Origin of the sequence: Nocardioides sp., assembly GCF_036503465.1 — a bacterium.
GTDB lineage: Bacteria > Actinomycetota > Actinomycetes > Propionibacteriales > Nocardioidaceae > Nocardioides.
On sequence record NZ_DASXWU010000078.1, the window covers coordinates 1 to 19,583 of the forward strand.

Here is a 19,583-nt window from a genome sequence, read left to right on the forward strand (position 1 = left end):
ACCAAGGAGTGGACGGTGCGCTCGATCAGGTCCTCGCGGGCCTGGGTGAGCACCGAGATGGTCACGTCCTCCGGCACCCGGTCCTGCTCGATCAGCTGACGGACGAACGCGAAGTCGGTCTCGCTGGCGCTCGGGAACCCGACCTCGATCTCCTTGTATCCCATCTGCACGAGCAGGTCGAACATCCGCAGCTTGCGGGCCGGGCTCATCGGGTCGATCAGTGCCTGGTTGCCGTCACGGAGGTCCGTCGACAGCCAACGCGGCGCCTCGGTGATCTGCCGGGTCGGCCAGGTGCGGTCGGGGAGGTCGATCGGCTCGAACGCGCGGTAGCGCCCGAACGGCATCGGGCTGGGCTGCTGGGTGTTGGGAAATCCAGAATGCTGCAGAGTCATCATCCGGTCTCGCTCGCGAGTAAGGCGGGTGGCCGGCGCGCACGCGATCACTCCGCAGCGAGGAGGTCCGGCCTGGCTAGACCTCGCTGCGGCAGCGAAGGAGGAGGCTGCGCGTCATGACGGGTTCACCGTAACAGCGCCGGGTGCGGCATGTCAGGGCGCGTCCAACAGACGGAGACCTGGGCCATGGCCGGGCGTGGGTGTTGGTTCGAGCGTCGCGAATGACCTCCGGGCTCATTCTCGTCTCGGTCGATATCGGATCCAGGTGCTTTCGACACCGGGTTTGGGTGGTGGTTTGAATTCGGGTTTGTGATCCTGCGGGTTGAGGCGGACCTGCCAGGGTGAGTCGTGGATGACCCGGTGATGGTGACCACACAACAAGACCAGGTTTTCCAGGTTGGTCTCGCCGCCGAGGATCCAGTGCCGGATGTGGTGGGCGTGACACATCAGCGGCGGCCGGTCACAGTCGGGGAATGCACAGTGCCGGTCCCGGATCACCGGGGCGGCCCAGATCGCGACGGTGACCAGCCGCCGGGCTCGGCCGACGTCCAGGGGTTCGCCGCGGCTGCCGAGGACGGCGGGGATGATCTCGGCGTCACAGGCCAACCGCCGGATGGTCGAGCCCGACAGCTCGGTGCCGTCCCCGCTCACCCCGGACACGCCGACCCCGATCCCGATTCCGACGAGGCCGGCCACCGCGGTGTCCGCGAGACCCGTAGCCAGTCCCGCCTGGAGGTCGTCGTGGCCGATGGTGACCATCAGCCGGGCCGGGGCGCCGTGCGAGGCCGGTGGGAGGTCGGTGTCCAGGGCGTGCTGAGCAGTCCGGACCAGGGCGTCCCAGAGTCGGGTGCCATGGTCGCGCGGGTCGTGCACCAGGGTCCCGTCGTGGTCGTCGACCGCGGGAGCCGGTGCCGTCAGTGGCAACAACGCGGCTTTGAGCAGGGCGCCGTCCTCGGCGCAGCCGCGGCCCGTGACCCGGACCCCGCCGGCACCATCGGCAGCGATCGACAGGTACCGGCCCAGGTGGGCGGCGCGTTCCTCCCGGGCCAGCTGTCGCCCGAGCCTGAGGTCCTCGCCGTCGGGGTCGACCACGTGCACCAGATGCCGACCCACCCGAGCCAGGTCGCAGGCATCCAGACCCCACCTGCCCCAACAACGCCTCTTCGCCACGCGCCCGGACCGCCTCCCCGACCGGCAGAGTCTCGATGGATCGCACGATCACGTCGGCCTGCTCCGGCGACACCCGCCCCGCGACCAGGGCTTCCCGGGTCGCGGCCAGGGGTCCGGTCAGGGCGTGGGCGCGGGCCACGACCCGACGGCCCTCGCCCTGGCGCAGCCCACCGAGGTGGGTCACCCAGGCCCGGGTCGAGACGTGATGCGGCCTCTGCCTCGCGAGGTCGCGGGTGTCGGCCTCCGCCACCGCCCCGGCTTCGACCGCCGCGGTCGCCGCCCGCAGCTGGGCGGCCAGCTCCACGGTGGCGACCAGGTCGTCGTGGGACTGGCTGGTCCACCAGATCGCATCGAGCCCGCGGACCGCGGTGAGGACCTCGGCCAGCACCGCAGCCGGACCGGTGGCACCGGGCTGGCGGGGGGAGAGTTCCGAGATCGACATACCGACAAGCACATCAGGCACCACCGACACTCACCCCGCTTGTCCACAGGGTTATCGACCGACATTTCTGAAAAGTTTGAGAATTTTTCTCGGCCGGGTTTCTTCCCGCTTTCGGTAGTAGCCCAAACGTGCCGGACCGGGAGCCCCGTGCAAACCGGAAGCCGGCAACGGCGGCCGGGAGAAACCGGCCCCTCTCTGAAGCCAAAAGACCGCAACCCACCACCCACCGCACGATCTCGACGTCAAGCCCCAGGACCTCAGCGGTGGTTTCGAGACAGGCGCCAGGACGACTTCCTCAACCACCGAAGCCGGCCGGGGCGCCTCCCTCAACCACGGGTGGCAACCACGTCGCACCACCACCGGAAGGTCGAGGCCAGCCGACCGAGGACCGCCGAAGGGCGACCGCAATCGACTCGCGTCGCCCGCGGCGGGCGGCCAGACTGACGGCGATGCCGACCTTCACCCCGTTCCACCGCGACCTGACCTTCCTCGCCCCGCTCTCGGAGACCCGAGCAGCCCGGCTGGTGAGGTTCCTCGCCGAGGACGAACCCTCGACCGTGCTCGACGTCGGCTGCGGCTGGGCTGAGCTGCTTCTCCGGGTGCTCGAGGCCGCACCGGGAGCGCGCGGCCTCGGGCTCGACCTGGACGAGCAGTCACTCGCCTACGCCCGGGAGCGTGCCGCGGCCCGTGGACTGTCGGAGCGCGCGACGTTCGAGGCGCGCGACGCGTGCGAGGTCACCGGCACGTTCGGAGCCGTCACCTGCATCGGCGCCTCCCAGATCTGGGCCACGACGCAGGACGACGACCGGCCGATGGACTACATCGCGGCCCTCACGGCGCTGCGCGGTCTCCTCCCTCGCGGCGGCCGCCTGGTGTACGGCGAGGGCATCTGGTCCGCGCCCCCGACGCCGGCCGCGACGGCCCCGCTCGCCGGCCGCGACGACGAGTTCGTGGCGATGGGGAACCTCGTGCAGATGGCCGAGGCGAACGGGCTCGCTGTCGTGGCGGCTCAGGAGGCGGACCTCGACGAGTGGGACGCCTTCGAGTCGGGGTTCACTGCCGGTCACGCGCGCTGGCTGGCCGAGCACGAGCCCGACCACCCGGACGCCGACGAGGTGCGCGCGCTCACGGCGCGGCAGCACACGTCGTACTTCGACGGCTACCGCGGAATTCTCGGGTTGGCGTACCTCCAGCTGGTGGCCGTGTGACCGCGACGATCGAGCGGATCGACGTCGCCGACCTCGACCTCGCGACGGCGCAGCAGCTGGCGGCCGTCGACAACGCCGCGCTCGACGGAGTACCCCTTCGACACCACACCGCCGAGACCTTCCTGCTCGACTGCCGTGACCGCGACGGCGAAGGCCCGGACGCGGGCCTGTGGCTGGCCCATGAGGGCGAGGAGCTGGTCGGATACGCCGCCCTCACGCTCAACCTGTTCGAGAACCTCGACGGCGCCAAGATCCTAGGCGCCGTCCATCCCGACCACCGCCGGCGCGGCACGGGGCGTCTCCTGATGGAGGCCGCCGAGGCCGCCACCGACCGGCCGAGGCTCCGGGCGCCCACCTGGGTCGGGACGGCCGGCGTCGACGCGCTGCCGCGGCTCGGCTACACCCGCGGCTCTTCCCACGAGGTACGCCGGCTCTCCCTGCGCGCGCCGCAGCCGGCCGAGCTCGTGGCCGCGGCCGAGGAGGCGAGCCGCGACTACGATCTGGAGCTCTTCGCCGGGCCGGCGCCGGACCAGCTGCGGGCCGACCTGGTGCCGCTGCGGGAGGCGATCAACGACGCGCCGGACGAGGGTGAGTACGAGGCCTACCCGCCCGAGCGGATCCGACGGTACGAGGAGTCGCTCGCCCGTCGCCGTCAGACGCCGTACACGATCGTCGCGAGACACCGCGCCACCGGGGAAGCGGCCGGCATCACGATGCTCTGCGTCCACGACCTCCGACCCGAGATCGCGGCCCAGGAGGACACGTCGGTGCTCGCGGCACATCGTGGCCGGCGGCTGGGCCTCCGAATGAAGCTGGCGATGCTCGACTGGCTGCGCACGGAGCGCCGGGACGTCGAGTCGGTCGACACCTGGAACATGCCCGGCAACGCACCGATGATCGCGATCAACGAGGCCCTCGGCTGTCGGCTGGTCGCCGAGACGGTGCGGTTCACCAAGTCCCGGCCGTGACGGGGACCGGCGCGGGTGCCGCCTTCCGCGATCGGCGGATGCTCAGCGACAGCACGGCTGCGATCACGCAGAGGCCCGCAGCGAGGTAGAACGCCGGGTCGTAGCTGCCGGTGCGGTCGCGGATGACGCCCGCGCCGGAGGCCATCGCCGAGGCACCGAGCTGGTGAGCGGCGAAGACCCAGCCGAACACGATCGCCCCGACCCCCGGGCCGAACCGCTCGCGGCACAGCATCACGGTCGGCGGCACGGTGGCCACCCAGTCCAGGCCGTAGAAGACCACGAACACCCACGTCCCGGGCGTGGTGTGGGGCGCGAGCAGGGACGGCAGCACCGCCAGGCCGACGCCACGCAGCGTGTAGTAGGTGAGCAACAGGTAGCGCGGGTCGACCCGGTCGGTGAACCATCCGGACGCGATCGTGCCGCCCACGTCGAACAAACCGACCAGCGCCAGCAGGCTCGCCGCCGTGGTGGGTGGCATCCCGTGGTCCATCGCGGCCGGGATGAAGTGGGTGGCGATCAGGCCGTTCGTAGTCGCTCCGCAGATGGCGAACCCGCCCGCCAGCACCCAGAACACCGGCGTACGCGCGGCGTCACCGAGCACGCGCAGCGCGCGTCCTGCCGACGATCCGGCCGACTCGTGCGGGGCGGGACCTGGGTCCTCGGGTGTGGCGCCGTACGCCCGGAGGCCGAGGTCCGCCGGGTGGTTGCGCATGAGTACGGCGACCAGCGGCACGACGACCAGGGCCGCGGCAGCCGTGGTGAGGGCCGCGGTGCGCCAGCCGTGATGGGTGGTGATCCAGGCGACGACCGGGAGGAACACCAGCTGCCCGGTGGCGCTGCCTGCGGTCAGGATCCCGCTGACCAGACCGCGCCGGGCGACGAACCAGCGGTTCACGACGGTCGCCACGAACGCCATCGACATCGACCCCGAGCCGGCGCCGACCAGGACGCCCCAGCACAGCACCAGCTGCCAGGAGGCGGTCATGAACACGGTCAGGCCGCTGCCGACGCTGATCGCCACCAGCGCGCAGGTGACGACCACCCGGATGCCGAAGCGGTCCATCAGCGCCGCCGCGAACGGCGAGATCAGGCCGAACAGCACCATGTTCACCGAGACGGCGAAGCCGATCGTCGCGTGCGACCAGCCGAACTCCATGTGCAACGGATCCATCAGGACGCCGGGCACGCTCCGGAACGCTGCCGAGGCGACGAGCGTCACGAAGGTGATCGGCGCGACCACCCAGGCCCAGTGGAGCTCGGAAGGCTGTCTCATGCGCCCATCGTCGCGATCCGGATGGCGGTCCACCAGTGGCAGAATTGCCACTTTGTGCAAGAATCCTGCCATGACCCGTTCTCCGAGGCAGCCGCGTCCCCACCGCGTCGTCGTCCTCCTGCTCGAGCCCGCGATCGGCTACGACGCGGTGATCCCGGTCCAGCTCCTCGGTGAGGCCGTCGACGACGCCGGCCACCACCTCTACGACGTCACGATGGCGAGCCTGGACGGCGCCCCGTTGCGCACGTCGTCGGGCTACTCGATCGTGCCCCACGGCGACGCCTCCGCGCTGGCCCGCGCCGACACGGTGATCGTCCCCGGCACCCAGGTCCACGGCCCTCGCGAGGACGGCACGCTCCCGGCCGAGGTCGCCGCCGCGCTCGCCTCGGTACGCCGTGGCACCCGCCTGGTCTCGATCTGCACCGGCGCCTTCGTGCTCGCCGCGGCCGGCCTGCTCGACGGCCGACCCGCCACGACGCACTGGAAGCACGCCGGCCACCTGGCCGCGCTCTACCCCGACGTGCTCCTCGACCCGGACGTGCTGTTCACCGATGACGGCGACGTCCTCACCAGCGCGGGTCTGAGCGCCGGGGTCGACCTCTCGCTGCACCTGATCCGGCACGACCACGGCGCCGAGGTCGCCAACCGGGTGGCCCGCTACTGCGTCGTACCGCCGTGGCGCGACGGAGGCCAGGCGCAGTACATCGAGCGGTTCGTCCCGGCCCGTCCCGACGAGTCGACCGCAGTTGCCCGCACCTGGGCACTGGAGCACCTGGAGGCGGACGTGCCGACGCTGGCGAGACGGGCCGGGATGAGCCTGCGGACGTTCGCCCGCCGGTTCCGTGAGGAGACCGGCCAGTCCCCGGGTGCCTGGCTGATCCAGCAGCGGGTCCGTCATGCGCAGCACCTGCTCGAGGCGACCGACCTCGGCGTCGACGAGGTCGCCGAACGGGCGGGGATGGGCACCGCCGCGTCCCTGCGCACGCACCTGCGCACACATGTCGGCGTCACGCCGGCGGCGTACCGCCGGACCTTCCGCGCCCCGGTCGGCGCGGCCTGACACAGGAGATCAGACCTCGCGCCACATCGGCCAGAGCTCCGGCCCGTCGGGCACTCGCAGCGAGGTGCGCAGCTCGAACCCGAACCGCTCGTAGAGCGGGATGTTGGCCCGCTTGCTGCTCTCGAGGTACGCCGGCCCGGTCACCAGGTCGAGCCGGTGCCGGAGCAGCGCCGTGCCGATCCCCTCGCCGCGCCGGACCGCGCCGATCCCGGCGAGGTACCAGAACTCCTCGTCCGGGCGTGCCTGGTGCATCAGGTTCTCCAGCGTGACCCCGCGGCCGAGGTTGCGTCGCAACGCCCGCGCATAGAAGAGGATCGAGGCGACCTGCCGGCGAGCCGGAGGTCGGTAGCCGGGCGGATCCCAGAACGCCGCGCCCACGGGCTCGCCGTCGAGCAGGGCGATGTCGGTCGAGCCGGGTGCCTCGTGCACCCACCGTGCATGGACCGCGAAGAGCGGGCCCAGCGAGCGCGTCTCGGGCACCAGCCAGCGCATGACCGGGTCGTCATCGAAGGCCGCCTGCATCACGCGGACGACGTCGCGGCGGTCGGCCGCCGTGGCGGTGCGGACCTCGAGCACGTCAGTCCTCGTACGCCGCGTAGGTCTGCGGCGAGACCTCGTCCAGCGTGCGACCCGCCCAGTCGCCGTCGGGCCAGCGCGACCAGATCCGCTTCCCCGCCTCCTGAACGCGTCGCGTCGCGGTCTCGACGTCCGCGCCGAGCACCTGACCGTCCTCGACCACGGTCCGCCCGTCGACCAGCACGTCGGAGAGGTCGGAGGCCTGCGCGTAGTAGACGAGGTTGCGGATCGGGTCGCGCATCGGGGTCATCGTGAACCCGTCGGCCCGCCAGAAGAGCAGGTCCGCCTTGGCGCCCGGTGCGATGCGCCCGAGGTCGGGCCGGCCCAGCATGTCGGCGGCGTTCACGGTCGCCGCGTCGAAGACCTGCCGCGCGGTCGAGACGTCGGTACGCCGGGCGGCGACCTTGCCGGCGATCGCGGTCCAGCGCAGCGACTCGATCATCGACTGCGGAGCGGTGTCGGTGCCCAGGCACATGTTCACCCCGGCCTCGACGTACTCCGGGAACGACTCCATCACCAGGCCGCGCCGGATGAAGCACCAGGCGTTGTAGGACACCGACGTCCCCGACGCCGCGAGAAGCCCGAGGTCGTCGCCGGCGAAGTTCACCCAGGAGTTGCCGCTGATGAAGATCGCGTGGCCGAGCACCGTGCGCGGCCCGAGGAAGCCGATGTCGGAGAGCCACTCGACCGGGGTGCGGCCGTGCCGCCGCGTCATCTCCTGGAACTCCCAGACCCCTTGGGACGCGTGCAGCGAGATCGGCACGCCGAGGTCGTCGGCGGCGGCCCGCGAGTCGCGCAACAGCGCCTCGCTGCAGGTGTCGACCTGAGCGGGCGCCAGGAAGCCCTGGACCCGCCCGTCCCCGCGCCCGCGCAACCGCTCGACGTACGCCGTCGCCGCCTCGAAGCCCGGCCGCCCGTCGTCGGCGTCCCACGCGTAGTCCACCCGCCTGCCATCCGGTGTGAACCAGCGGCCCGACCGGTACATGGGCGCGACGTACCCCCGCAGCCCGCTCGCCTCGATCGCGTACGCGGCGTACTCCTCGATCCCGCCCATCTGCAGCACGGTCGTCGTGCCGGTGCGCGCCAGCTCGATCATCGAGTAGTCGAGGCAGGCGCGGGCGCCCTCCTCGTCGAGCCCGGCCATCTCGGTGGGCAGGATCTCGATCAGGCCGGTCAGCCAGAACTGCCGGTTGCCCACGTCCTCCTGCACGGACTTGTCGATCGGCGACTCGTCGAGGTGGGCGTGGGTGTTGATGAAGCCCGGGGTGATGATCCGGTCGGGAGTGTCGACGTAGCGGTCGACCGGCCCGTCGTACGTCGGCCCCACGTGCGTGACGCGGTCGTCCTCCACGACCACGCACCCGTCCCGGAGGACCCGATGCTCGCCCTCCTGGAACGCCACGATCCAGCCCGCCCGGTACAGAGTCGTCGTCACGCGGCCGATGATCCCAGGCTCAGCGCGTGTTCTCGCTTCGGTAGGCTCGCGGAGTTCTGATCCCGAGCCGGTGGGGGTTCCTTGCGATGCCGCACGCCTGGCGTGTCGTCGTCCCCCTCGTCCTGCTCGCGATCTCGCTCAGCGGCTGCCTCGGCCGTGCCGGTGGCACCCCGTCGCCCGTCGACGAGGAGGTCCCCGACCTCGGCGCGTGCCGGCTGCTCAGCCCCGACGACGTGTCCCAGCCGAGCAACTCCACCGAGCCGGTGTCCTGCGACCAGCCCCACACCGCGCAGACGTACGCCGTCGGGCCGTTGCCCGGCGAGTTCGTGCACGCGTCGTACGACGACGGCAAGGTGGCGGCGTTCGCCTACAAGACCTGCTCGGCGAAGTTCATCCACTTCACCGGTGCCGACGCGAGCCTGGCGATGCGCTCCATCCTGAGCTGGGCGTGGTTCCGGCCGAGCCAGGCGGCGTGGGACCAGGGCGCCCGGTGGTACCGCTGCGACGTCGTCGGCGGTGGCCAGCAGAGCCGCACGCTCGTGGACCTGCCCAGCCGGACCAAGGGGCTGCTGCTCGGCCGACCCGACGACGACTGGATGGTGTGCGCCCAAGGGACCACCGTCAGCAGTGCGGTGAAGATCCCCTGCTCGCAGAAGCACAACTGGCGCGCCGTCACCACGATCGTGCTCGGAGCGGCGGGCGACCCGTACCCGGGCGACGAGGTCGTCAAGGCGCGCACGCGCGACTTCTGCTCCAAGTCCGTGGGTGCCTGGCTCGACTACCCGGTCGACTACGACTTCGGGTACTCGTGGTTCCACGAGGTGGAGTGGGACGCCGGCAACCGGCGTTCGGTGTGCTGGGCGAGGACCGACAAGTGAGGAGGGCGCTCGCACTCGGCTCGGTCCTGGTGCTCGGTTTGCTCCCGGCCTGCTCCGGCACCGACAGCTCCGCGCCCGACGCGGCGAAGACTCCGGTGGTGCACTCCCCCACCCCCACGCCGACCGAGACCATCCCACCCGAGCCCCCTCCGCCGCCGCACACCCACACCTGCTACCGCCTCGGGTACGCCGAGGTGCTGGCGCCGACCAGTGACAAGAAGCCGGCACCGTGCTCCGGCATCCACACGGCCGTCACGTTCTTCGTCGGCAGCTACCCGAAGAAGCTGGCCGTCGACGGGAAGGCGGTGCACCGGCTCGAGTCCACCGTGTGCCCGCGACGGTTCACGTCGTACGTCGGCGGCACCCCGGACGACCGCCGGCTGAGCATGCTCCGCGCCGTGTGGTTCACACCGACCGTCCGCCAGGCCGCGCGCGGGGCGCACTGGTTCGAGTGCGTCGCCATCGCCCTGCGGGGTGACCAGAACCTCGCACTCCTCCGCGGCTCGCTCCAGGGAGCCCTCGGGCGTCCCGCGACCCGTCAGCACTATGCCCTCTGCGGCACCGCCGAGCCGGGATCCCAGGGCTTCGAGCAGCGCATCTGCGCCGCCCCGCACAGCTGGAAGGCGCTGCGGACGGTCGTCTTCCGCCCCGGCAGGTACCCGGGCGAGAACGCCGTGCGCTCCGCGGGCCAGCAACCCTGCCAGGACGCCGGTCGCGCCGCCTCCGGCGACCCGCTCAACTACCGGTGGTCCTACGCCTGGCCGACGCTGAAGCAGTGGCGGGCCGGGCAGACGTACGGCGTCTGCTGGGCGCCGAGCTAGAAGCCGAGCTTGCGCAGCTGCTTCGGGTCGCGCTGCCAGTCCTTGGCGATCTTCACGTGCAGGTCGAGGAAGACCGGCGTGCCCAGCAGCGCCTCGATCTGGTGGCGGGCCTCCGTGCCGACCTTGCGCAGCCGCGCTCCCTGGTGGCCGATCACGATCCCCTTCTGCGACGACCGCTCGACGTAGAGGTTCGCGCTGATGTCCAGCAGCGGCTTGTCGGTCGGTCGGCCCTCGCGCAGCCCCATCTCCTCCACGACCACCGCGATCGAGTGCGGCAGCTCGTCGCGGACGCCGTCGAGCGCCGCCTCGCGGATCAGCTCGGCGGCCAGGACCTCCTCCGGGGCGTCGGTCAGATCGCCGTCGGGATAGAGCGGCGGACCCTCCGGCATCAGTCCGACCAGGAGGTCGGCGAGCAGGTCGACCTGGTCGCCGGAGACCGCCGAGACCGGCACGATCTCCTGCCACTCGGTCCCGGTCTCGGCGCCCAGTGCCGCGATGTCCTGCAGGTGCTCGCCGATCCGACCCGGCGAGGCCAGGTCGGTCTTGGTCGCGACCGCAACCTTCGGCGTACGTCGCACCTTCGCCAGCTCCGTGACGAGGAACCGGTCACCGGGTCCGACCTTCTCGTTCGCCGGGAAGCACACGGCGACCACGTCGACCTCGGCCCACGTCGTGCGCACCAGGTCGTTGAGCCGCTCGCCGAGCAGCGTCCTCGGTCGGTGGAGCCCCGGTGTGTCGACGAGGATCAGCTGGGCGTCGGCGCGGTGCACGATGCCGCGCACGACCGTGCGCGTGGTCTGCGGCTTGTCGGAGGTGATCACGATCTTCCGGCCGACCAGCGCATTGGTGAGCGTCGACTTCCCGGCGTTCGGCCGGCCGACGAACGACGCGAAGCCGCTCCGGTAGCCCTCAGCCACTGCGCGCCTCGTCGTAGTCCGCCCAGATCTGCTCGTCGGTCTTCCCGGCCGCCTTGCCGGCCCGCCAGATCGGGCCGGGATCCACTGCCCGCGGCTGGCGCGAGGTGACCGCGCGCCAGTAGCCCATCACGTCGTACGCCGCGTTCGGCAGCCGCCGCTCGCGCATCAGGTGCTTGCGGATCGCCCGCATCTGCGCGGACTCACCGGCCATCCAGAAGTAGCCGTCACCCTCGGGCCAGTCGATGCCCTCCACGATCTCGGCGAGCCGCGACTGCGCCTCGGCGGGTGGTTCCAGCCAGGTGACGTCGGTGCCCTCGGGGAGGTAGCCCGAGAGGTCGTCGGGCACCTCGGCCCACACCCGGGTCGGAAGGCCCGACGTCTCGCAGATGCGCGCCATCGCCGGCATCGCTGTCAGGTCGCCGACGAGCAGCAGCCACGCCGCGTCGGCCGGTGGCGCGAACGAGCCCTGGGCCGCGGTCACCACCGCGGTGTCGCCGACACAGTCGCTGCTGACCCACTCGGTGACCAGGCCGACCTCGTGGATGACGACGTCGATCACCAGCCGATCGCCGTCGACCGAGCGGACCGTGTAGTAGCGCACCTGGAACTGTCCCGGGACGACCAGCCCGACCCATTCGTCGAGGATCCCGGTCGACGCGAAGCCCGGCACGGACAGGGTCAGCCGGACGAGGCGCGGCGAGAGCTGCTCACGTCCGGTCACGACTGCGTCGTACCGCTGGCCCCTGGCTGTCATCGTGACCCAGGCTAGTGCCGCCGACCGGCCCGGCTAGCATCGCCGGGTGACCGCCACCGACCTCGCCGCCGAGACACAGGGGAAGGTGCTCGACCCCGAGCGGATGGCGTTCACCGGGTGGCGCTGGAGCTATGTCCGCTGGTCCGCGCTCGCGATCTACGTCGCCGGGTCTGTGTTGTTCGTGACGACGATGGGCATTCCGACGGACCGCCTCGGCATCTACGGCGCGATCCTCGGCCTGCTGACGATCGTCGTGCTCGGCCGGGGCTGGCGCGCGTGGTGGCGGATGATGGTCGACTGGCTGCCCTTCGAGGCGGTGCTGCTGGCCTACGACTACAGCCGCGGCTTCGCGTCGCCGTACTCCGCCCTCCAGGTGAAGGCGAAGATCTTCCCGATCGTCGATGTCCACAACGACCTCGGCCTGCCGTTGCACGTCTCGTTCCCGATCGAGGCCGACCACTGGCTCGGCCGGCATCTGGGCATGGGCGCGGAGATGCCGACGACGTGGGTCCAGGAGCACTTCCACGCCGGCGCCTCGATCCCGTGGTACGGCGTGCTGGTCAGCCTTGTCTACTGCAGCCACTTCCTGGTGATGCCGATCGTCGCGATCGTGCTGTGGATCCGGAACCGTGCGCGCTTCCGCGTCTGGATGAACATGGTGATCGTGCTCGCCGTGGCCGGCGTGACGACGTACTTCGTCTACCCGATGGCGCCGCCCTGGCTGGCCGACGACGGCGGCGTCTTCCCCGGCCCCTACGTCGGCCGCTTCACGTCCGAGGGCTTCGACCTGATCGGGCTGCACATGGTCGGCGGACTGGTCAGCCAGGGGCAGTACCTCGTCAACCCGGTCGCCGCGATGCCGTCGCTGCACACGGCGTACGCGACCCTGGCGGCGGGGTTCTTCTGGTTCGGCAAGCGGTGGTGGCAGAAGGTCCTGCTGGCCTGCTACCCGTTGGCGATGGGCTTCGCGCTGCTGTACGGCGGGGAGCACTACCTGGTCGACGAGCTGGCCGGCGCGGCGTACGCCCTCGTGATCCTGGCCGGATGGCGCTACCTGCGTGCCCGGCGGCTGGCTCAGGCCCCGGGGTAGCTCGCGTCGGTCGCGAACGACGGGCGCAGCGGGTACGCCGCCTCGCCGTCTCGGTCGGTCCTGGTCGCGAGCACGTGGTGGAGCTGGATCTCGTTGCGCTCGAAGCCGAGCCGCGACCCGGCCATGTAGAGCCCCCAGACCCGGGCCGTGCCCTCGCCGACCTCGGCGACACAGGCGTCCCAGTTCTGCTCGAGGTTGTGGCACCAGCCGGCCAGCGTGCGGGCGTAGTGGACGCGGAAGTTCTCCTCGTGCATCACCTCGAGGCCGGTGTTCTGCACCTCGGTGATGATCCGGCCCGAGCCGGTCAGCTCTCCGTCCGGGAAGACGTACCGGTCGATGAACGCCCCGGTCTCCTGGTGGCGGTTGTGCGGGCGCGTGATGCAGTGGTTGAGCAGCCGGCCCTGCGGGCGCAGCCGGTCGCGCAGGAACGAGAAGTAGGACCTGTAGTTCTTCACGCCGATGTGCTCGGTGAGCCCGATCGAGCTGACCGCGTCGAAGCCGGTCTCGGTGACCTCGCGGTAGTCGCTGTGCCGCACCTCGGCCAGGTCGTCGAGCCCCTGCTCCTTGATCTTCTCCTGGGCCCAGGTCGCCTGCGCACGCGAGAGCGTCACACCCAGCGCCTTCACGCCGTAGTGCTCGGCCGCGTGCCGGACCATGCCTCCCCAGCCGCAGCCGACGTCGAGCAGCCGCATGCCGGGCTTCAGGTCGAGCTTCTGCGCGATCAGGTCGTACTTGTAGTACTGCGCCTGCTCCAGGCTCGCGTCCTCGGTCGGGAAGACGGCGCACGTGTACGTCATCGACGGGCCGAGCACGTGCTCGTAGAACGTGTTCGAGACGTCGTAGTGGTGGTGGATCGCCTCGGAGTCGCGCGTGCGCGAGTGACGCAGGCCCTCGGCGTACCTGCGCCAGCGCGGGAGGTGCTCCTGCGGCGGGGGCGGCGGCGGCTTGAGGTGCGAGAGCCCCAGACCGGTGGCCAGCTTCACCGCCTCGGCCGGCTTCGGCATCCGGAACTTCAGGCCCTTCTGCAGCGCCTTGAGACCCTCGTAGGGGTCGCCCGGGTGCACGCCGGTCACGGCGAGGTCGCCGGCGACGTAGGCGCGGCCGAGCCCGAGGTCGCCCGGGGCGGTCATCAGGTAGGCCAGGCCGCGCTCGTTCTTCACCTCCAAGCCGAACGGCGCGTCCTCGGGACCAGCCGCGGATCCGTCGTACGCCGTCACGCGCAACGGCAGCGGCCCGGTGAGGAGCTGGGTGAAGGCGTCGGCGATCCTCATGGTCATCGTCTCCTCACGGCCTTGTCGTACAGGCTGGTCAGGCGGTGGTCGGGGTCGTAGCTGTCCTTGACCCGCGCCAGGTTGGCGCCGTCGTACAGCTGGTCGAACGTCTCGCGGTCGTAGAACGCCTCGGAGTACAGCGACTTGTGGCCGTCGAGCTCGTGCACCTTCGCCTCGATCGCCCGGTTGCGCGGGGCGTCGGGCGCGTCCGGGCCGACCCCGACGTTGCCCCAGAACCCGACGTTGACGTACACCTCGTGCGGCTTGAGCGGGTACGTCGGCCACTTCTTGCCGGCGTACAGCGGGCACAGCCAGACCGGACGCATGCCGACCTCCGCGTCGAACCAGTCGAGGAACTCGCCGAGCCGCTCGACCGGGATCTCGACGTCCTGCACGACGCGCTCGGCCAGCGGGTTGCCATGGCGGCGGTCGAGCCAGGCGCCGACGCGGAGACGCTGGTCGAGCTTCACGATCCGGTAGTAGACGTCGCTGCGCTTGTACCTCCGCGGCCAGATCCGGCGGACCACCGGGTGCTGGGTGCCGAACGCCCGCGAGCACCAGAACCAGTCGGTGTCCCAGCGCCACAGGTAGTCGTACATCGTGAGCGTGTCCGTGTCGCGCTGCTGGATCGACCGGTAGTAGATCTGCCGCCCGACGTAGTCGCTCGGGGCATCCGACACCTGGTCGGTCCACGTCGCCAGCGTCAGGTAGTACTCCCCCGGCCGGAACGCCGTGCCGTCGACGCCGTCGACCCGCACGCCGTCGTACTCCTTGCTCTCCATGATCTGCGAGATGGTCTTGGACAGCAGGCCCGCGTCGTCGAAGCGCACGTGCCGGAGCGAGACGTACGACGGCACCTTCTCCAGCTTGATCCGCAACCGGGTGGCATAGCCGAGCGAGCCGTAGGAGTTGGGGAAGGTGTCGAACAGCTCGTCTCCTGGCTTGGTGGTGATCACCTCGCCGGCGCCGGTGAAGATGTCCATCTCGGTCACGGACTCGTGCGGCAGACCGCTGCGGAAGCTGGTGGACTCGATGCCCAGACCGCTGACCGCACCGCCGAGGGTGATCGTGCGCAGCTGCGGCACGACGTACGGGATGAACCCACGGGGCAGGGTCGCGTCGACAAGGCGCTCGTAGGTGCACATGCCCTGCACGTCCGCGGTCTGTGCCTCGGTGTCGATCGAGATCACGCCGCCGAGCCCGGAGACGTCGAGGCCCGGTGTGTCGGTCGCGGGGCGCGGACGGAACAGGTTCGAGGTCTTCTTCGCCAGGCGCACGGTCTGGCCGGCCGGGATCGCGTCGTACGACGCCTTCAGCCGCGCGACCGCGGCCTCGTGGGCTGCCTGTCCGGTGAGCACGGACGGAAACTTACCCCGAGCCCAGCCTCCCCAGCGCGGCCAGGTCGGCCTCGCTGAGCCGGAGCGAGGCCGCGGCGACGTTCTGCTCCAGGTGCGCGACGTCGCCGGTGCCGGGAATGGCGAGCACGTGGTCGCCGAGAGCCACGTTCCACGCGATGCGCACCTGTGCCGGCGTCGCGTCGTGGGCGCGCGCGATCGCCTCGACGACGTCGTACCGCTCCTCGGACGTGCCCTCGCGGGCCTGTGCCGCGATCGTGAAGAACGGGACGAAGGCGATGCCGTGCTCCCGGCAGGCCGCGAGCACGTCGCCTGTGTCGGAGCGCTCGTAGCCCGCCGCGTGCCGGTTCTGCACACACACGATGTCGGCCATCGAGCGAGCGCCGGCGAGGGCCTCCGTGCCGACGTTCGACAGCCCGATGTGGTCGAGCAACCCCTCGTCCCGGAGGGCCGCCAGCGCGGAGACCGCGGCGGGGACGTCGTCGCGGCCGCTGCTCCGGTAGTTCACGACGTGCAGGCGCTCGAGACCGAGGGTCTCCAGGTTGTGCTCCACGTGTGCCTGCAGCTGGTCGGGTCGCGCCCAGTCGCCCCACTCACCGGTCACGAGGTCGCGGCCCGGGCCGACCTTGGTGACGATGGTCAAGTCGTCGGGGTACGGCGCGAGGGCGTCGCGGATGATCGCGTTCGCGCGGCCGCTGGCCGAGAAGTAGAAGCCGGCGGTGTCGATGTGGTTCACGCCGAGGTCGACCGCACGTCGTACGACGACGGCGGACCGATCGGGGTCACGGTCGACGCCCCTCCCCATTCCACCGGTGCCGGTGAGCCGCATGGCGCCGAAGCCGAGGCGGTTGACGATGCGGTCGCCCAGAGTCCACGTGCCGGCCGCGGCTGCCGTCGTCGTTCCCGAGATCACCGGGTCACCGTAGTCCGGCGCTCACAACACGTGGATGGTCACTCCGTCGCCGCCGAACTCGCGGACCGCCCCCAGGTCGGGGTCCCCCTCCCCACCGAGGCGCACGGCGGCCTCCAGGCCGGTCGAGCCGGAGGAGATCGCCATCGCGACGCAGACCTCGAGAGCCGCCAGCCTGAGGTGCTCCAAAGACACCGCGGCCGCGGCGTACGTCCGGCCGTCCAGGTCGCGCACCGCAGCTCCCTCCGGCGCCCGGGTGCGGGCCATGGCGGCCCGTGCGAGCGTCACCAGTTTCTGGTCCTCGGGCGACAGGTCGGGCACGCGCCGATGCTAGCGACGTCGGGCGGTCAGGCGGCCGGCTCGTATCGGAGTTCGGCGAAGTAGAGCTCGAGGCCGTCGGGGGCCTCGAACTGCATGGCACCGTGGGTGGGGTCGAGCCGGTGCGTGCCGGTGGGGTCGACCAGGTAGTAGCGGCCGTGGGGCGTGCGCCAGACCCAGCGGCTGGTGCCGCACTGGCGGGCGGCGTATCCGGCGTGGGTCTTGTACCGGTGATGCCTACGGCGACCGAACACGCGCTTCGTCTGAGGGGTCGAGGCCTTGGTGGAGGATTGCAGGCACGGAGTGACTGGGATCTTCCACACAAGTCGGGGAGCGCTCGCACCCGCCGATGGGCGTGCATGTGCGGACTGCCGATGACAGGGCCGGCGTCACCGGTCCGGGCCCCCGAAGCAGAGACTCCCGCGCGAGGACCCGGACCAGTGCCGATCAGCTACGGAGCGATCTGCGTCTGGATGCTCACCGCGGGTGCCGGGTGCAGCGAGTAGTGCCCCTGCATGGTGGGAACGACCGCGATGAAGTCGTCCGCGCCCGATCCGGGGAAGAAGTCCAGCACGTAGAGGGCGCCGTGGTACGTCGACGGGTCGAAGAACGGTGCCGCCCCGGCAGGCGCGTCAGCGAGCGAAGAGATGGTCCACCATTGCCCGGTCCGGACCGGACCGCCACCTGCTCCGGCGCTACCCGGTCCACCACCGCCCACCGTGTGGCCGCAGAAGGTCACCGTGGCATCCATGGAGCCATCGGCATCGAGCTCGGACCACACCCAGACCCCGCCCAACCCGACGCCATCGGGTGCCGGCGCACAGAGCGGGAAGCCCGGGTTGTCACAGTTGCCCGAGATCTCGACCTGAGCCACCGGATGATCGGCCGCACCGTACCCGAACGCGCCCGGTGCGGCCATCGTGCTGGCCGCTGATGCAGACAGGATCGCGATCGCCACCACCAGCGACCGCCGTACGAACCGCAAGCCCATGAGTTCCCCCCAATCTGGGTCTTGACACGCGAAATGGGCGGTTCGACCGTACGCGCGAAGAAGGGCGTCGCCCATCACCCGCTTCGGTCACGTGGTGGTCCTCCCCAGCCACCCGCGTCTGCCGCAGGCCTTGGGACCTCGGTGCTCTGTCCCCATGGAGCTCGGACCTATCGTGGCGTGATGGGCGATGACACCTGGGCCGCCTTGGCCGACCAGTTCGTCGACGAGGCGTACGCCACGGTGAAGGGGCAGGTCCGCACCTACGTCATGCACCAACAGCTGATGGAGCACCTGCCGGCGCCGCCGGCGACCGTGCTCGACGTCGGCGGCGGGGCGGGCAACCAGTCGTTCCCGCTGGCGCAGGCCGGGTACGCCGTGACGGTGCTCGACCCGTCGTCGGCGATGCTCGACAAGGCCCGTCAGCGACTCCAGCGATTGCCGCAGGAGGTGCAGGAGCGGGTGACGCTGGTGCAGGCCGACGGCGAGAACGCCGACGAGGCGGTGCAGGGCCGGCGCTTCGACGCGGTGCTGTGCCACGGCGTACTCGGATATCTCGACGATCCCGAGCCCATGGTCGAGCAGCTCTGCCGGTGCGTGGCCGACGGCGGCGTCGTCTCGATCATGACGGGCAACGCGCGGGCGGGAGCGGTACGCCCTGCTTTGGAACGGCGATGGGACGACGCGCTGGCGGCGTTCGACTCCCGGCACGAGGTCGGCGTGCTCGGCGTGCCGGGCCGGGCCGACACCGTGGAGGAGCTCAGCGGGCTCCTCCGCAAGGGCGGCGTGGAGCCGATTCGGTGGTACGGCGTGTGGCTGTTCGTCGACTGGCTCGAGTTCAGCGGTGCCGAGCTGGACCCGAGCGACTCGGAACAGGTAGCGGCGACGGCCGCGGTCGAGCTCGAAGCCAGTCGGCGGGACCCGTACCGCCGGCTGAGCCGCGTCTTCCACCTCGTGGGACGCACGACCTCGGGTTGACTCTCACGGGCGGATCGCCTGGACGAATCCGGCGCGCCCGTACCGATGGTCGACGTGCCCGACCTCACGAGCCTCGACGAACCCCGCTCCCGCGAGAAGCAGAGGTACGCCGTCGCCCAAGGCATGCGCCCGTTCCGGCCCGCGCTGGACGCGCGAGCGCAGCAGCCGGGGCAGGTGCAGCAGCGCGTGCCCGGGGCGGTGATGGTGACTCGCATGCCCGGCGGCATCGGTTGCCTGCGCCGGGCCACCGAAGTCGGCGATGGTGATCCGACCCCCGGACCGAAGGCTGCGGAACGCCTCGCGGGCGAACGCGAGGCGGGCTTCGTCGTCGAGGTGGTGCAGAGCGAGCGAGGACACCACGTGGTCGAGGGAGGCGTCCTCGGCCGGAAGCCGGTCGGCGTACCCCTGGACGAGCGTGAGGGAGGCCCCACGACGGCGCGCCTTGCGCGCTGCACACCGGAGGGCGGCGCCATCGGGGTCGAGGCCGGTGACCCGGGCGTCGGGCTGGGCAGCCACCAGCGAGAGGGTCAGGTTGCCGGTGCCGCAGCCGACGTCGAGGACGACCTGCCCCGGCCCGAGATCGGCGAGCTCCACCGTGCGGTCGTGCAGCTCTCCGACCCCCGAGAGCCGACTCAATCCGTCGTAGAACGGCATCAGCCAGGTCGTGCGCATGCCCGGCAGGAACGGCCGGTCCCGCTCCTCAGGCGTGCGCGCATCAACGATTCGTACGTCGCCGGCGGTCATCGATCCTCCGTGCTGGTCTCGGGGTTGTTCCAGTC

20 protein-coding genes and 1 pseudogene are annotated in these 19,583 nt (G+C 71.2%); 7 read left to right on the forward strand and 14 right to left on the reverse strand.

Translation table 11 applies throughout. The features are described 5' to 3' along the window. Positions 1 to 395: pseudogene (locus VGK78_RS14160) on the reverse strand (2-isopropylmalate synthase); the annotation flags it as partial. 231 nt (positions 396 to 626) lie between these two features. Then, positions 627 to 1,562 carry an HNH endonuclease signature motif containing protein gene (locus tag VGK78_RS14165; protein WP_331528312.1) on the reverse strand — a complete coding sequence of 312 codons (936 nt, stop codon included), beginning with the start codon at positions 1,560 to 1,562 and terminating at the stop codon, positions 627 to 629. A gap of 891 nt (positions 1,563 to 2,453) precedes the next feature. Here VGK78_RS14165 and VGK78_RS14170 point away from each other — a divergent pair. After that, the gene (locus VGK78_RS14170) at positions 2,454 to 3,212 is read left to right on the forward strand and encodes an SAM-dependent methyltransferase (RefSeq protein WP_331528313.1); all 759 of its coding nucleotides are present in this window, start codon (positions 2,454 to 2,456) and stop codon (positions 3,210 to 3,212) included. Continuing rightward, entirely contained in the window at positions 3,209 to 4,180 is a 972-nt protein-coding gene (locus VGK78_RS14175) for a GNAT family N-acetyltransferase (protein ID WP_331528314.1), read from the forward strand. Before VGK78_RS14170 ends, VGK78_RS14175 begins: the two co-directional genes overlap by 4 nt. On the opposite strand, the gene VGK78_RS14180 is transcribed toward VGK78_RS14175, so the two are convergent. Further along, on the reverse strand, positions 4,161 to 5,453 hold the full coding sequence (locus VGK78_RS14180; RefSeq protein WP_331528315.1) for an MFS transporter: 1,293 nt from the start codon (positions 5,451 to 5,453) through the stop codon (positions 4,161 to 4,163). The genes VGK78_RS14175 and VGK78_RS14180 overlap by 20 nt on opposite strands. A 70-nt stretch (positions 5,454 to 5,523) precedes the next feature. On the opposite strand from VGK78_RS14180, the gene VGK78_RS14185 reads away from it, so the two are divergent. After that, a complete protein-coding gene (locus VGK78_RS14185; RefSeq protein WP_331528316.1) occupies positions 5,524 to 6,513 on the forward strand; it encodes a GlxA family transcriptional regulator in 990 nt (329 codons plus the stop codon). 9 nt (positions 6,514 to 6,522) lie between these two features. On the opposite strand, the gene VGK78_RS14190 is transcribed toward VGK78_RS14185, so the two are convergent. Together VGK78_RS14190 and VGK78_RS14195 are read right to left on the reverse strand one after the other, a co-directional pair. After that, a complete protein-coding gene (locus VGK78_RS14190) occupies positions 6,523 to 7,089 on the reverse strand; it encodes a GNAT family N-acetyltransferase (RefSeq protein ID WP_331528317.1) in 567 nt (188 codons plus the stop codon). A gap of 1 nt (position 7,090) precedes the next feature. Further along, positions 7,091 to 8,524: a chlorohydrolase family protein gene (locus tag VGK78_RS14195; RefSeq protein WP_331528318.1), complete on the reverse strand. Its 1,434-nt coding sequence runs from the start codon at positions 8,522 to 8,524 to the stop codon at positions 7,091 to 7,093. Positions 8,525 to 8,610: 86 nt separating this feature from the next. Here VGK78_RS14195 and VGK78_RS14200 point away from each other — a divergent pair, with 86 nt between their 5' ends. Further along, positions 8,611 to 9,402 (forward strand): septum formation family protein, encoded by a 792-nt coding sequence (locus VGK78_RS14200; RefSeq protein WP_331528319.1) that lies wholly within the window; start codon positions 8,611 to 8,613, stop codon positions 9,400 to 9,402. Next, positions 9,399 to 10,223, forward strand: a complete 825-nt coding sequence (locus tag VGK78_RS14205; RefSeq protein WP_331528320.1) for a septum formation family protein — start codon at positions 9,399 to 9,401, stop codon at positions 10,221 to 10,223. Before VGK78_RS14200 ends, VGK78_RS14205 begins: the two co-directional genes overlap by 4 nt. Here the strand turns inward: VGK78_RS14205 and era are convergent. After that, on the reverse strand, positions 10,220 to 11,140 hold the full coding sequence (gene era / locus VGK78_RS14210; protein WP_331528321.1) for a GTPase Era: 921 nt from the start codon (positions 11,138 to 11,140) through the stop codon (positions 10,220 to 10,222). The two genes, VGK78_RS14205 and era, sit on opposite strands and share 4 nt — an antisense overlap. After that, positions 11,133 to 11,894, reverse strand: coding sequence for a siderophore-interacting protein (locus VGK78_RS14215; RefSeq protein ID WP_331528322.1), 762 nt, complete (start codon positions 11,892 to 11,894; stop codon positions 11,133 to 11,135). The genes era and VGK78_RS14215 overlap by 8 nt, the downstream gene beginning before the upstream one ends. Positions 11,895 to 11,940: 46 nt before the next feature. Here VGK78_RS14215 and VGK78_RS14220 point away from each other — a divergent pair, with 46 nt between their 5' ends. After that, positions 11,941 to 12,984, forward strand: coding sequence for a phosphatase PAP2 family protein (locus VGK78_RS14220; RefSeq protein ID WP_331528323.1), 1,044 nt, complete (start codon positions 11,941 to 11,943; stop codon positions 12,982 to 12,984). Here the strand turns inward: VGK78_RS14220 and VGK78_RS14225 are convergent. The 6 genes from VGK78_RS14225 to VGK78_RS14250 all read right to left on the reverse strand — a co-directional run bounded on the left by VGK78_RS14225 (position 12,969) and on the right by VGK78_RS14250 (position 17,829). Continuing rightward, positions 12,969 to 14,261 carry a cyclopropane-fatty-acyl-phospholipid synthase family protein gene (locus VGK78_RS14225; protein ID WP_331528324.1) on the reverse strand — a complete coding sequence of 431 codons (1,293 nt, stop codon included), beginning with the start codon at positions 14,259 to 14,261 and terminating at the stop codon, positions 12,969 to 12,971. The two genes, VGK78_RS14220 and VGK78_RS14225, sit on opposite strands and share 16 nt — an antisense overlap. Continuing rightward, on the reverse strand, positions 14,258 to 15,613 hold the full coding sequence (locus VGK78_RS14230) for an FAD-binding oxidoreductase (RefSeq protein ID WP_331528325.1): 1,356 nt from the start codon (positions 15,611 to 15,613) through the stop codon (positions 14,258 to 14,260). The genes VGK78_RS14225 and VGK78_RS14230 overlap by 4 nt, the downstream gene beginning before the upstream one ends. A 10-nt stretch (positions 15,614 to 15,623) precedes the next feature. Beyond that, positions 15,624 to 16,523: an aldo/keto reductase gene (locus tag VGK78_RS14235; protein ID WP_331528326.1), complete on the reverse strand. Its 900-nt coding sequence runs from the start codon at positions 16,521 to 16,523 to the stop codon at positions 15,624 to 15,626. 21 nt (positions 16,524 to 16,544) lie between these two features. After that, positions 16,545 to 16,841, reverse strand: coding sequence for a cytidine deaminase (locus tag VGK78_RS14240; protein ID WP_331528327.1), 297 nt, complete (start codon positions 16,839 to 16,841; stop codon positions 16,545 to 16,547). A gap of 26 nt (positions 16,842 to 16,867) precedes the next feature. Further along, positions 16,868 to 17,092, reverse strand: coding sequence for a hypothetical protein (locus VGK78_RS14245; protein WP_331528328.1), 225 nt, complete (start codon positions 17,090 to 17,092; stop codon positions 16,868 to 16,870). Positions 17,093 to 17,289: 197 nt separating this feature from the next. After that, a complete protein-coding gene (locus tag VGK78_RS14250) occupies positions 17,290 to 17,829 on the reverse strand; it encodes a hypothetical protein (protein ID WP_331528329.1) in 540 nt (179 codons plus the stop codon). A 180-nt stretch (positions 17,830 to 18,009) separates the two neighbouring features. Between VGK78_RS14250 and VGK78_RS14255 the strand changes: the two genes are divergently transcribed. Continuing rightward, the gene (locus VGK78_RS14255; protein WP_331528330.1) at positions 18,010 to 18,804 is read left to right on the forward strand and encodes a class I SAM-dependent methyltransferase; all 795 of its coding nucleotides are present in this window, start codon (positions 18,010 to 18,012) and stop codon (positions 18,802 to 18,804) included. 3 nt (positions 18,805 to 18,807) lie between these two features. Here VGK78_RS14255 and VGK78_RS14260 read toward each other — a convergent pair whose 3' ends face one another. Next, complete coding sequence (locus VGK78_RS14260) at positions 18,808 to 19,548, reverse strand: class I SAM-dependent methyltransferase (RefSeq protein WP_331528331.1); 741 nt, start codon at positions 19,546 to 19,548, stop codon at positions 18,808 to 18,810. Positions 19,549 to 19,583 lie beyond the last annotated feature (35 nt).